At 67.9% G+C, this 14,833-nt stretch carries 3 protein-coding genes; 1 reads left to right on the top strand and 2 read right to left on the bottom strand.

The genetic code is table 11. The features are described 5' to 3' along the window. Positions 1–861: 861 nt before the first annotated feature. On the top strand, positions 862–1,590 hold the full coding sequence (locus GSF22_RS35760) for a hypothetical protein (RefSeq protein ID WP_208815205.1): 729 nt from the start codon (positions 862–864) through the stop codon (positions 1,588–1,590). On the opposite strand, the gene GSF22_RS19770 is transcribed toward GSF22_RS35760, so the two are convergent. Then, positions 1,518–2,099, bottom strand: a complete 582-nt coding sequence (locus tag GSF22_RS19770) for a sigma-70 family RNA polymerase sigma factor (RefSeq protein WP_208815204.1) — start codon at positions 2,097–2,099, stop codon at positions 1,518–1,520. The genes GSF22_RS35760 and GSF22_RS19770 overlap by 73 nt on opposite strands. A gap of 71 nt (positions 2,100–2,170) precedes the next feature. Beyond that, positions 2,171–14,698, bottom strand: coding sequence for a hypothetical protein (locus GSF22_RS19765; RefSeq protein WP_208815203.1), 12,528 nt, complete (start codon positions 14,696–14,698; stop codon positions 2,171–2,173). Positions 14,699–14,833: the final 135 nt, after the last annotated feature.

The raw sequence follows: 14,833 nt of genomic DNA, 5'->3' as shown, positions 1-14,833 counted from the left end.
CGCCAGGGCTACGGATACCACTCCGCCAACGCCCTGATCACCATGGCCATGCTCCGACGCGGCGGCCTGTGCCCACCACTACCCGGACGATCATGAAACCCCTACCCACGACAACGTCAGTAGAGCCCCTTTTCGGGTGAGGGTCCGTCAAACGTTTTACAGTCCCTGTCCGGCTGCGTCGGTTGAACCAAATCGCCGAGTGGTACGTAGTGGCCGGTGAGCAACTGGCCGCCACAGGGCCGGGGGCGGATGTTGGCGACAGGGACGGCGGCTGGCATGGCGAAGCGTGACGGTACTCCGCGCGAAACGCTGTGGCCCGTCCGAGCCGTCTGGCTCCGCGCACCCCAATTAACGGGGATGGACGCCGGCGCGAACGAGCGGTCGGCCTCTGCCGCACAGCATGAGCAGGCACTCGTCCCGGAGCCAGCTGCCGATCCGCTCGATTCCTCCGCGGTCAGCAAACCGCTCCCCTCGCCCCCGCAGAATGCGGAGGCGAGCTCAGATTCCCCGACCGGCGCGCTGGCGAGCATTCCACGTGGCAGGCGAGCGCCAACAGCGTCACCCCCTGTGCCAGCAGGTCCATCCAGAGAGCTGCCGGGGTCGCCCAGTACGACGGAATCGATCCCCCTGCCGTCGGGGGCGCCTCCCGTCCAGGACGTGGTCGCCCCGTCCGCACCGTCCGAGTCGCTGCCTGCGGCAGGAGCCCCGCCGTTCGGGCGCCGCCCAGACGAGCCGGACCGGGCGGCGAAGGTCCCGGTGGTTCGACGGATCGTGGAACCGGCACCGGCCGCGCCGGAGAGTTCACCGGTCGAACGGTCGCGGCGGGCGGCGAGTTGGCCGGCGCTGCTGGCCATGGTGGTCGTGACTGCGGTGGCCGGCTGGTTCATCATCGTCGAGTTGCCGGACTGGCTGGACCGCGACCAGACGTCCGCGCCGCCGGTAGCGCAGGGCGTGGCATCGGCGCAGGCCACGGTGTCTCCCGGGGTGCGCCGTGGTTACCGCATCGATTACCCGACGTTCGCGGACACCGGCGGGCTCACCCTGAGCGGTGTGGCGAACCACTCCGCGCCGAGCGTCCGAATCGCCGATGGGACGCAGCGATCCGGAGCGGTGTGGTCGGCGGAGACGTTGAATCCGGCGGAATCGTTCAGTACGGCGTTCAGGTTCAGCAGTACCGGCGGTCCCGGGGCGCTCTCCTTCGTCCTGCAGACCGAGGGCGTCGGGGGTAACCTGCCGCTCGATCAGCTCCGTCCCCGGCTGAACATCGACTTCTTGGCGCCGGCGGGTACCGCCGCCGGCACGGTGACGGTCATGACTGCCCGGGTCGGATCTGCGACCCGGCTGGGCAGTGCCCGGACGGATCTTGGTCCGAACAGCGGTGAGATCACCGCGTGGATCGACTACTCCGCCAAACAGCGTTCCGTCCGGGTTTTTCTCTCCAGCGGCACCGGAAAACCGTCGAAGCCGCTGCTCACCGTCCCGTTGACGCTGAGCGGCATCTTGGGAAAGAAACCGTGCTACGCGGGGTTCTCCGCCTCGACGGAGGAGGTGGCGGGCGAGCATCGGCTGCTGGCCTGGTTCCTGTCCTGACCGGCGCGATTCATCACCCGCCGTGCCGTACGCAGTGCGTGATGGGCTCGTGATTTGACGGTGCCAGGTGGGATCCCCATGGCTGCGGCGGTCTCCTCGGTCGTGCGCTCCCGCAGGTACAGGTTGACCAGCACATCGCGGTGGTGCGCCGGTAGGCTCGCCAGGGCGTGCCGGGCATCCAGAGCGTCCAGTGCCCGGTCGATCTCGTTGTCGGTGGCTGGCCGGAACTCCATCCAGTCTCCGGACATTTCTATTGGACGGGCGGCCTTGGCTCGCAACTGATCGATCACGATGCGTTTCGCGACCGCGAACAGCCAGGGCCGGGCGGTTTCCGGGGTGAGCCGGTATCTGTTCATGTGTTTCCAGGCTCGTACCATCGCCTCCTGGACGACGTCCTCGGCTTTCGCGATGTCCCCCAGCGTCAATTTCTGCACGTACGTGAGCAGCGCCGGGTAGTTGGCCCGGTAGACCCGTTCCAGCGTTCCCAATCGGTTTTCGGGATCAGCCACGTCACCCGTCACCTCCTCTCGCGCTGAAACTAGGTGCGAAGGAGGTGACGGGAACCCTGGAAAACCCTTGTCTACCGTCGCGGCTCGCGGTGCGGTTGCCCGCTGTCGTCCTGCGACGCGTCCGGAAGCGGACCGGTCAGCTCGATGTCCTCGGCGCTGCGGCTCATAGCGCCGAAGGCGCTACGGAAGGCAACGACCGCATCTCGCGCACTCGTCTCCCCGGATGCCGTAGCAGAGCCGGGTCGGACGGGCCCGGTCGTGTCGGCTGTCAGGTCTGCCGGTGCCGGTGCCGGTCTGGGGCCCTCGGGCTCGATCAGCGAGGCACCGCGTTCGGTCATCTCGCCCAGACGCCCGACCACTGTCCGGAACCCCTGCACGATCGCCTGGTCCCTGCTGCCGGACGACTGCGATGAGCCGGACGAATGCGGCTGTGGGGCCCCGCTCTGTATCGCCTCATCCGGGAATTCCTTGGCCCGCTTCGCGGGTGGAACCACGGACATGAGGTCCTCGATCGGGATTCCCATTTCTCTGGCGCCCTTCTGGTCGACAACCAGCTCGACTCCCCCCACACGTCGCAACGGCTCGCCGGTTCCGGGCACGCTGATCTCGTAGTTCAGCGTCGCGTAGACGAAGAAGACCGACGTGTCGGAGCGCAGCCAGGGCCGGCGTTCGATCCAGGCGGTGCGGTCAGCGTTGATGTTTCCGGTTCTCTCCACACCTACGCCGACACGGGGTCCGATCCGGCCGATCCCTGCCGGTAGTTCGACCGCGAGGTCGGCGGTGACCCCGGTGTTGTGCCGGTTGTTCCTACCGGTGCTGTGGGCGGCGAGATCTGTCGCGTGGTCGTAGTTCTCCAGCTCGGCCTTCTCCATGTAGTAGAGCTGGCGGATCCGGTCGAAGCGGGCGCGTACCAGGATTGCCTGGGCACCGACGTGCCGGACCTCGGTGGCGGTGGCGACCGAGTCGAACCGCGCGCCCTCGTGGGTGAGCATGGCAGCCAGGTTGTCGCGGATCGACTCGAACGTGAGCTGTGCCGACGTCGGCGTCACGGTCGCCGGGTCGAGCGTGCGGCCCCGCCCGGTGGATGCCACCGCGTCGAAGATCGCCTGCAGGCCGAGCATTCCCTCGATCCGGAAGGTGGCCGGCAGCCGGTTTCGGAGCGTGATCCCGAAATCCTGGCGTGGGGCGCCATGCGCAAGGGTGCCCTCCGTCGGCACACTGACCACATGGTCCTCGGTCACGGTGATCGACCAGTCCCGGACCGGGGCCTTTGCGCCGAAGGCGCCACCCGGTAGCTTGCGCAGGCCGTCCACGATTCGGGTGCCGAGGTCGGTGATCTCCCGCATGCTGGCGTCGAAGCGGACCGCCTGCGTGAAATCGGTCAGCTTGTTGGCGCGCAGGCCGGTCATGAACAGGAGGTTGGAGCCTCGGGTGTCGGCCTGGTCGACCCGCTTCGAGCGCGACTCGGTCAGGTTCAGCCCCCAGTGCCCGTCGGCCTGTCCCAGTCCGTTGGCGCCCGACGCTCCGATGGTCACGTTCGTCGAGGTGACGTTACGGCGGCTGGTGTCCTGGTAGGCGTTGCCGCGATCGTAGATCTTCTCACCGGTTGCCCCGGGGCGGCTGTCCCGGGCCGGTCCGACCAGTTCCGCAGTCATCACCAGTTCGAAGGTCCGTCCGCCGGCCTTGAAGGTCCATGTCGCGCCACCGTCACGCATCTTGGCCAGATAGGGGCTCAGCCAGGACGGCAGTGAGCGCACCTGGGTGACCAGGTCCGGCTCGCCGAAGCTGGCTGCCTGTTCCGTCAGCTTCCGGGTCAACGCACCGAAACCGACCTCCGTGGCGCCGCCGTCGAGAACCATGGGCCAGACCACCGCCCAGGACAGTCCGTCCTGCAGGCTGACCGGCGGGTCGAGTCTGGTGGTCAGGGCCCGGGCCAGCGGCGGCGTCGAGGCTTGGGTGGGACCCGCTGGATGGCTGTCGAGCAGCCCGGCATGGTCGAAGGCGTCCCGGTGGGCCAGCACGTCGGCCAGCAGTACGTTGAGCAGCACCTCGCCGAAGGTCTCGACCACGGGGCCGGCCGGCATGGTGATCCGGTTGACGACCACGGTACGGACCACGGCCATCTCGGTGTCCTGGTAGATGCCCCGGTAGCTGCCCACCGTGTACAACGACGCCTGCCCTTCACCGGCGCCGGTGGAGTCCGAGATGGCGATGTTGCCCGCTGCCATCCCGGACCCGTCGGAGCCGAGGGACGTCCCACCGAGGTTGGCCTGTCCGCTGCGCCCGCGCAGCGTGAGTGCCTCCGTGCCCTGCTCGTGGCCGACCTGGCTCTCCAGCACCTGCTGGGTGTAGGGGAACCAGACCCTGACGACCTCCGGGCGGCCGACCGGCTGGGCCGTCAGTGCGATCTGACGGTCACCGATCGGGATCGTGGCCGCAGCGGACAGGGCACGCAGGAGGGCGCTCTTGTAGACGGTCGAAGTGAGTCCCTGCCAGACGGCTGCCTTCGGTAGATCCGGCAACGCGGCGATGAGTTCCTGTTGCAGGGCCCCGACGCCACGGACCCCGATGGTCGTGTAGATCGCCGTACCCATGGTGGTCAGCGGCGAACGGAACCGCTGATCGGTGGCGAGCCAGGGCGGCGGTGTCCCGCCGGTGTCGATGGTGACCGGCGGTTGCGTCGGCTGGACGGGTACGACGCTGAGCGGCGGCAACGGCCGATCGCTGGCCCGGGCGTGCAGACTGTCGGGCTGCAACAGAGTGGCCCGCGAGTCGCGGCTACCGTCGCCTACGCGCTGGTCACCAAGTTCGGCGAACCAGGTCCACCGGATCGGCACCACGTAACGGGAGCTGGGCATCTTCTGTCCGTCGGTGTCGGAGGCCACCGAGGTCGACTGGGTACGACCGAGTTTGGTACTGGACGAGGTGTTGTGCTGGCGTCCGTGCTGTCCCTGGAGCAGACCGGCCTCGTTGACGGTCGCGCCCAGCCCGGCGGCCCCGGAGATGTCCGTACTGGTGGTGCCGGCTCCCTTGGCCGCCATGGTGTCCACGCTGGCGTGACCGTACTGCACCTGGTATTTCGTGATGCCCTGGTGCGTACCGTCACCGACGACCTCGGCCCGCAGCCCGATGGTGAGCCGTTGGCTCAGGTCGGCCGGGGCCGACGGATGCGGGAAGGTCATCGTCACGCCCGGCTGGTCGGCGTCGGCACCGAGTACGTCGTCGGCCCGGGTCCGCAGGGACTGCTCGGAGAGTTGACTGAGCAGGGTCTGCCAGTTCGCGTACCCCTGTCCGGGCCGGTTGAGGTCCGCACCGGTCACAGCCAACGTTTGCAGATGTTCCCAGGGTGTGCGGTCGCGGGGCGACGCGTCAGCTGGCAGGTGACCCTCCTGCACCATGCGGTCGGCGATGGCGTCGTAGAGGTCCTGCACGCCGTCGAGGCGCTCCACGAAGTCCATGGTCACGCCGAACCCGGCGCCCGGGGACCACCATCTCCGGTCCGGGTCCGGCGTCGCGTCTTGGGCCAGCTTGACGTCCTCGGCCGTGTCCTGCTGCCGGTGTTGCTCGCTGCGCGCGGGCGCCCAGTCCAGTGGCAGCGCACGTAGGTCTGCGGAGTGCAGCAGGAAGTGTGCGTAGCCGGGCACCGCCGCCGAGCCGGTCACCGGTGGGGCGGTGCCGCGTTGGTGGTGAACGTCCAGCTGGACGGTGAAGTTGGCCAGCAGGACCTGTAGGGTGCCCCCCACCCGGGAGGCACGGGTCAGGATGGCCCGGTGGTGGCGGATGTGCTGCTCGGCGGTGCGGCGCGTGTACTGCGCGCGTCCGTTCAGTCTGAGGTACTGCGCGAGGACGCGGAGCCCTCCGGTGAGGGTGCCCCGGCCCGATCGGGAATCGTCGACGCTGAGCAGTGTCTTGAGCACGACTGCGGACACCTTGTCGAACCGGGTCTCCCCACTCCGGCTCACCTCGCTGATCTTCGTCACGGCGTTGACCGGCTGTGGCAGGTCACCGGCGGTGAGGCTGAAACTCAGGTACCGTCCGTCGCGCTGCAACGTCTGCCGGAACACCTGCTGATAGTCCCGCTGGTCGCGTGGCCGCAGGATGTCCCGCAGCCCCATGACCATCTGGTCGTTGGTCAGGTACGCCTCGACGGCCGGCTTCCAGAAGGCGTAGTCGTCCGGATCGAGGATCCGCCGGACCTCGGTCAGCACCCGGTCTGCCAGTTGCAGGCGCGACACCGCGTGGTCCATGTCCCAGACCGGGAACTGCTCCGGGGTCGTGATCTCCTTCTCCTGGAGGTAGCCCGGATCGACGTTGGGTGCCAGCTCGGCGCGTTGGCTCTGTTCGGCGGAGTAGGGCAACTGGAACTGTGCGACCGCGTACCGGACGTCGTCCTGTCGTGGTGTGCCGTCCTCGGTCCGGAACTCGATGTCCCGCCAGCGGCCGGGCCGCTCACCCTGGTTCTCCTGCACCCGGGCGACCCAGTTGACGGGCAGCCGCACCCAGCCCAACGGTTCCTTGATCCGTAGCTGCTGGTAGTCGGACAGGGCGCTCGCGGCGAGTTGCCGCCGGCCCTGTGTGCTCGCCCGACCGTAGGTGGCGGATGCGTCCACCCGGCCAGCACCGACGGTGTCGGGATCACCGAAGCTGTTCCGATAGGTGATTCCCGCGTCCCAGTTCCGGCCCCGCCCCGACGCCTGCCCGGTCGCCCGGTCCTCGTAGCGGTAGATGCGGAGCTCCTGCTTGCCCGGGAACCGGGTGCTGCCCTCCTGCTTGGCCTCCAGAAGACTGCCGTCCTCGACCGTCGGCGCCCCGGTCGGCACCGCCCACAACCGGATGTCGTACGTCCGGCCCCCTGCGTTGACGGTCAGCACCGCTCCGTCATCGAGCACCTGAGCGAAGGACGACATCAGGGTTCGGCTGACGACGTCCTCGGAGACCGCACCGGTACCGAAGGGCAGCGCGCTGTTGAGCCAGGCGGTCAGCGCCGGAACGAAGGGCATTTCCCCGATGGCGTGGAAGGAACTGACCAGCCTGCTGTGGTCCCCGGCGACGCCGGGTGGGATGGGCCGGGGGCCCGGCCGCCCGTCGTGCCATCGGGAGAGCGCCGACTCGGTCAGCTGCCTGCGGAGCACGGATCGGCCGTACCGCTCCGCTGACGGCACGAGGTTGGCGCGCCATCCGGGTACCCCGTTGGCGCGGGCCTCGCGTACCAGCGCCGCCAATTGGGCCAGTTCGGCGGCGCCGACCCGTCCGTCGGCGCCCAGCAACTCCGTCGCCATCGCCTGGTAGTCGGACAGCCCCGTGTAGCGGCGGTCGCGTGCGTCGGCATAGACGGTGCGCCGGACCCGCACCAGCGCTGCGAGATCCGCCCGGTCGACCGCGATCGGGGTACGCGACTGAGGGGCCGCGGGTGCGGCGGAGATGGTGTTCCACAGTTCGTTTGTCTCGCGCAGGCGCTCCGCCGGAGAGTCGACCTGGCCCGGCTGCTTCTGGAGGGTGCGCTCGTGCCGCGACAGCACGGTCCGGTAGACCCCCGACGTGCGCACCGCGGGCACCTTGACGGTGAAGGCGCGCGCGACCTGGGCCAGCTGGGCCTGCACCGGGTGTCGCTTGCGCCACAGCTCACGCGCGTCGGCCCGGTCAGCGAGCCTCGTCATGTTCTGCCAGGTGAGCTGCGCCCGGTCGCCGAGCTTGTGCTGGAGCAGGTCCTGGAGGTGACTCAACCCCAACGGCCCGTCGGGGCTGGCGCCGTCGTTGCTCTTGGCATATCGCCGGTACGCCGCGCTGATCAACGTGTCGAGGATCCGCAGGTTCGCCTCGGTGGGAGCTACGTGCTCCTCCCGTTCGACCAGGAGGTCGCGGATCAGCCCGCGCATCTCGAGTCGCCGGTCGTCCGGCAACCCACCGATTCGGTTCATCACCTCGACCACCTGCTGGTCGAGCTCCGCGGCCCGTCCGGCGGCGGTGGGCAGCGCACCAAGCTCCGCCTTGAGCCGGTCGAACGCCGCCCGCCGGATCAACGCGTCCACCGTGACCTGCTGGCCGCCGTCGACCAGCGTCCGGATGTGGTTGTCCAGCGTGGTCAGGTGCGCTGCGGTGACGACCGTGGCCGCCGGGTCCAGGACCTGTTGCACCACCGGCAGGAAGTCCGCGTCCACGAGCGCGTCCGGTGCCCGGTTCAGCACGCCGGTCCAGATCGGGAACTCTCGGTACAGCACGCTGCTCAGCCATTGGCGAGGCTGCGTGCCGGTGTTGTCGGCAGGTTGTGACGCCTCGACGGCTCGCCGCTGTCCGATCTCCTGCCACGTCCGCATCTGCTCGACGGTCGCGGTGGCCATCAGCCTGGCCAGCGACGAGGTGGGCAGTTCGTTTGCTGCCTCCGCCTGCTGAACGAGCACGCGCAGCTCGGTCAGGGCCTCCGCCACCGCCTGGATCTCCACGGCGTCCGGTGAGGCCAGTTCCTCCGCATGGCGCAGTCGCATTTCGAGTACCGGCAACATGTCGACCGCCCAGGCGACGTCGAGCTGTTCGCCCTCACTCGGCGTGCTGGTCGAACCCGTCGACCTCCCGCGATCCGGTGCGGCGAACGCGGGGGTGTTGCCGACCGGCACCGGGCCCGGCGCCGTCAGCTCGATGGTTGCTGCCGTCGCTGGTTCCACCACGGCGGAGCTGATCGCCGCCCGCCAGGCAGCGAGGGCCGTGGGCGTGATCGCGCCCACCAGCGCGGCCCGGGGCTCGACGCCGTGGTGGAAGGATTCCCAGGTTTCGGCTGTACCGGACGGCCCGGCGTGGATGAGTCCGTCGGACACGGAGACAGCACCGTTCGGGGCGAGGAACCAGGTTTCCGGATGCGTGTCGGCCAGTCGACGTAGTTGGTCTGTGAACCGGTGTGCCGCGTCCCGCACCGCAACCACAACGACCGGCCGGGAAGCCGCATCCGTATCGTCGACGATCTGGTTGAGGTCGACGTCGTCGCCTGAATGTTCCCCGTCGCGTTCCACGACGTACAGCACCGTGGTGTCCGGCAGCGCCTGTGGGTGGGTCGTCGCAGAGTCAGGCTGGACGGATGACGCGAAGGCCGGCTCGTGGTTGATCACCCAGACCGCTCCGCTGTTCGCGGCGTCATGGGTCGGCGCCGATGTGGCGGTGGCGCCTGGCAGGTGGTGCGGCCCGACGCCGAGCGGGGCTCCGGTCCCGGTCGATCCGGCCGGTGCCGGTGATTGCAGGGAGTCGACCGCGCCGGGCCCGTGCGGGCGGCCGGACCAGCGGACCGGTGTCAGCGGCACCTCGCTGGACGGTACGACGACAACCTTACCCAGGCCCTTCTCCAGCGCCTGGGTCAGCGACGAGTCGAGGAGCCTCGAAGGCTTTGTCGGATCTGGGTCGTACCACTTCCACACCGACGCCGACCACGGCCGGTCCAGCAACGGCCTGAGCCGGCCACCTACGGCGTGCAGGCTCACCCCGCCGGTGATCACCTGCCCGTCGGCCAGGGTGAACGCCGCGCTTCGAGGGGCCAGTACGCCGACCTGGAGTTCCGCCCTCAACCGTCGGGCGAACGACTCTCCGCCGCCCAAGAAGGAACGCGGAGCGCGGCCCGTCTCGCAGGCGACCAGAACCACATCTCGGCCGCCCCGCTCGGGCCAGCCATGATCCCGCCGCAGATAGGCAGCGAATTCGACCGCGTTCAGGTACTTCTCGCCAACCTGGATCCGCTGCCCGGCCACATCGAAATGGGACAGGATCGTCACCATGCCCACCGCGCGAGGGGCCGCTTGCACCGCCGCCTGTTCCGCAGGATCCACCTCCGGCTCGGCACTGCCGAGCCACAACACCTGGTGTACGCCTGCTCGGGAACCAGCTCCCGGTTCGTCCCGCCCGACAGATTCCACCTGCACCGTCGGTACCGCCGGCTCCCTCGGTACCACCTGCTCCGTCGGCTCCACCTGGTCCGTCGGGCCTGGGTCGGGCCGCACAATGGCCTCACCGCTGTCTGGTTCAGCGGCCCCCGGAATCGACCGGAACGTCGCGGGTTCGATCTCCGCTAGACCCGGCCCATCGGCAGGGGAGCGAGTCGTCGCAGGAATGCCGTCGTTGACGGCCGCGGATGAGATCGCAGCGGTCCGCACGGGGTGTCGGACGAGCTCAGCCACCTGGCGGGCCAGCGACGCAGCGTCGTCATGTGCGAGATCAGTGACGAGGACCGGGGTCTTGCCCTGCCACAGCGGGTGGTGGGGCCGCAGGCCGGCGGCGAGCAAACCTGCGGCGATGTTTTCGGACTCGGCGTTGTAGGACCCGCTACGAAAGAGGACGGGATAGGCGTCCGGGGGTGGCGCCATCCACTCCGCCCACTGTGCAGGGGGGTCCGAGCCTTCGCCGCCGCTCCAGTCGAGCATCAGACCGGCACCGAACCTGTTCGGCAGTTCCTCTCGCGGCGCACCTACCAGGCGGTAGGCGGGTTCGGCTTCCGCTGCTTGGCTGCGCGTCAGGACCCAGGGCGAACGAACAAGGTCCGCGAAGCGGAAGCCGAGGTCGCCCGTCGTCCGGACGAACCTGTTGGTGACCGCCACCTCGATGGTGCGAGGCGGCGGGGGCAGTTGACGGTCACCGACCGGGAACGGACCTAGTCCCCGGTTGTTCAGCCATCGAAGGATGGAGTCATGGGGCAACTCGTCCGGCACCGCGTCGAGGTAGAGATAACTGTGGGCCTCCTGCTCGGCATGCCACGGCAACCTTCGACTCAGCTCCCGGAAGGGCTCGACGATGGACTCCCACATGGCTCTGTCGCGCCCACCCTCCCCCGTGGTCTCCTCGGTAAGAGCCAGCGTTGATGACCAATCCATCAGATAGTCGAACACGGCGGCTGATTCCGCGGCCGACAACTGGGCACCCGCCGCTACCGGACGGCCGGCGACAGGATCGGGCAGGGAGTCCGGCTCCCTGCCCTCCGACGCGGCAGGCTCGACGTGCCCGAAAAGGGCGTAGATCGACGAGGCGGTGTCATCTGATTCGGCGAGACTGTGCACGCTCGGCGCCGGTGAGGAATGTGGCACCACGGTGACGAAGCTCTGCTCCGTGCTCGCCGGGCGCACGTCGAGGCGCACACCACGTAGATTGGCCAAGCCAATTGCCTGGCTGCCCGGCATATCGGGCGCCAGGACCGTTACGTCCTTGACCATGCCTCCGCCTATCCCGATCAGGATCTGGTCGGGCTGCGGCCGCAGGGAGCTCAGCACCCGCACCGGCCCGGGGCCCGGGTCGCGCAGCCAGTCCTCCACCTGCCGGACGGGGTCCACACCGTCCCGCGCGGGTATCGAGACGTAGCCCCATCCGGTTTCCCCGAAGCCTCGATCCGGCAGGGCGTTCACCGCCGAAACGGCGGTACGTACCAGGCCACGCCACAGGCCAGCCTCGTACCGCTCGAGCGATGTCGCAGTGTCCAGGATCGCGGTGTTGCGCTGGACATCCTCGTATTCCCACAAAAGTCGCCAGAGTGCCCGGGCTTCCCAGGAGGACAGACCGAGCTGGTCGGGCGCGGAAACTCGCAGGCTCTGAAGGTCTCCGCCGAAGTCACCCCCAAGACCGACGAGCTCGGCGGCCATCAGATCCGCAGGCTGCGCCCGCCACTGCGCCGACACCGGGAACTCCAGGTCCAGTGGCACGCGTACCGGAGGTTCAGAAAGCTCTTCTTCATAGTGTCGTGCGTGCGCACTTACGGGAAATCGTGGGTGCGAGGGTACAGGAGCGCTCAGGTGTTCACCGATCCGTCGACCAGCAACCTTGTAGAATTTCGCCGCCGGGTGGTCAGTCACCAGTCTGACCGACTCGCCCCCCGATGCGGGGACCATCACGTTCACATAGAACTCGCGATCCACCTGGTCATAGGACACCAAGCCGCCGGCCGCATAAATGGCGATGTCCCCGTCGAGCTTCTGCACCAGAGCATCGGCGCATCTCTGCGCTACCGGCAGAAACGGGATCTGGTCAGTGCTGTCAGACTGGGCATACGGGTTGCAGAATCCGAGCAGGAGATCCGGCCGCTTCCCGTCGTCGCCCGGCTGCCAGTACGGGTCATTGACAAGCACCTCGGCCAGGTAGAAGGGGTCAAAACCCGCATCACCAACTTTGACTACCATTTCGCCGCCGTGCATGTCGATGGTGTACATCTGAGAAACCGTAGGCGCACGGACCGCCCACACGACCTCCTCCAGCAGTTCCCCTGCCACCGGATTGCCCTTTAAAATGCGCATTCCGGGCACAGCAATACTCTGATCATACATCGCTTGAGCGCTGTCACTCAGCGGCCCCACCGGCGGCTGCTGACGAGGCAAAGCCGCCCCTACATCGTAGGTCGGCATCACCTGATTCAACGGGTCCGACTCGTGAGCCAACGGCGCCTGCACATTTTCCATTCCAACACCCGGCAGTTCAACCGGCGCGATGTCAGGCCTGGCGGGAAATGGCCCCATCAGCAACCCCCGCCCGGTACGGGGCCAGAACGCGTGCCACCCCTGCCGATTCCTCAGCAGCCCCATTTTCAGCTTTCCGCTGGCCGCGTCCCGGAAGGTGGCCAAACCTCCCGACTCGATTTTGTTGTCGAGAACCATGATTGCACCGGTTGCCGCGACGACAACCTGGTCGAGCAGGTCTGCCAGTCGTTGCGCGAAGGGATTGCCGGAGCTGTGGGACGACTCCACAACAAGAACCAGAGTCTTGTCCCGCCACAGATCCCGCCTCATCCGCAGCTCGGCCGCTACCCCACTGACGTGGCTTTCGTTTCCGTATCTGAGTTGGAGATAGTTGTGCAGGAAGATCGGGTAGAAGTGCTTGTTGAGATCCGGGTCCCACACCCGGCCCATCTTCAATGCCGACTCCTGGAGACCTGCATGCGGAGTGATCCGCATAGCCTCAACACTGGCGCGCAGGTCAAGCTCTTCCGAAAATGGGGTGAACACATAGGTCGGATCGCTGCCCGAAGTGACCGTCAAGCACCAGTTCTCGTGGGCAAGGCTGGCCAGGCCGGAGACATCATCATGAAGTCCGGCAATCGTTTTGACATACTGATTGCTTATCGCGATCTCGACGCTGCCCTCCGGACGAACACGTCGCGCACCGGTCAGGATCGGGCCAGCATGCACATTGTTCGCGTACCGCAGAATCGACTCGAGCGGGAGAAGACCCGGCGACACCTTCACGTAGGCGTAACTGAGGCCATCCTCGTCGGGATGCCCGGGTAGCTGGACCCATGCATCCCAGGCAGGATCGAGAATATGCGCGAGGACGAGTCGGTCTTCGGGCGTGTGTTCGAGCGCCACCGGGCTGAGCTCGTACGTGTCGGCCCGGTCGGCGAGGTATCGCCACAACGTGACAAGGTCATCTTCGGACAGGTCAGCGAGTGCGGCGGAAAGACCGTCGTTCCCCGCCTCCAGCGCGGCGATCCTCTCCTGAACCTCGGCGAGATCTGCGGCAAACGCCGCCTCATCAACTGCTTCCATCGTTCGGGCGTTCGGGAGCCCCGGCGCCACCGCAGCCGGTGCCACCGCAGCCGGGGTCGCCGCGAAACTCGCCCCCAGCCACTGCTCGTGGCCGCCCCAGGTGGAGATGTCGTTCTGGCCCATGCCCAGCGCCGGCCACGAAACCTGCTGCCTGCCCAACGCGCGCAGCGTGTCGGCAAGAGATGCGGACATCCTGTCGACCGGCAGCCTCGGGATCGGTGCATACCATTCCCAGCCGGCCACGCCGATCTGCAGCCGGATCTGCCCGTCGTCCATGGACAGGCCGATCCCCGCACGCACATCACCGTCGGCGCGGGTGAAGACCGGTGTCCGGGAGGCCAGAACGCCAACACGTAGAGCATCACGCAGTTGTGCCGCAAAGGACACACCCGGTACCACGCCTGAATCCCCCGCCATCAGCAGGACGTCCGGCCCACCCTCCTCGGGCCATCCATCGATCCCCCGCAGATAGTCGGCAAACTCGACAGCGGTCATGAACTCCCCGCCCACCGCAATTCGCGGGGCGCTCGCCGTATGCCCCGCAGCGACACGAGGTCCGGGTTGCGAGACCACGGTGACCATGCCAGGGACGAGCGGTGCGATGTCGGCTTCCGGTCGGTCGGCCAGCCACAACAGGCGGCCGGCGGCGAACACCCCCTGCTCCGGTAACGATGACTCCGGGTTCCGTACGCCCCGAATCTCGGCTATCACCGTCTGCGTCAACTCACGGAAATCTCTCGTCCCTCGCCGCCCGCCGTGATACTCGACCCAGAGGCTGTCCCGTCGCCGGTCAACGGCAAGCCGGTCGTCCGAGACCACCAGGGGACGGCCAGGCGCGACGAAGATGGTGTCCGGGTACCTGCCGGAAATCTGGGGAAGCGCGATCTCGTTGGCGGCTGCGAACCCTGCCAACACCACCACGGCATGATGTTGCTGCAGACTTCCCATCACCCGCTCGAAGGCCGCGACCAGGAGTTGAGCGTCGACAAACGGGTTTTCCACGAGAAGCCGCTGATCGACGAACACGATCAGCGCACCTTCCAACGGGGACAGCACTTCCGGGCGTACCACCAGCGAGGGCTGGCCTGCGCTGTCGTCAGCCACGATGGCCACCGCCCCGCCATCGGGCGTGTACTGCGCAACAAAGCCCTGCTCCGGATGAACCGCCTGGCCCTGGCTGGCGCTCTCGGTCCAGGTGGTCCAGTCGGATGGAGTGCTGGGGTGGGGGTCATTGTGGGG

Origin of the sequence: Micromonospora echinofusca (assembly GCF_017614955.1) — a bacterium.
GTDB lineage: Bacteria > Actinomycetota > Actinomycetes > Mycobacteriales > Micromonosporaceae > Micromonospora > Micromonospora echinofusca_A.
The sequence above is the reverse complement of the archived record's forward strand: the minus strand, read 5'-3'. Positions and strand labels throughout refer to the sequence as shown.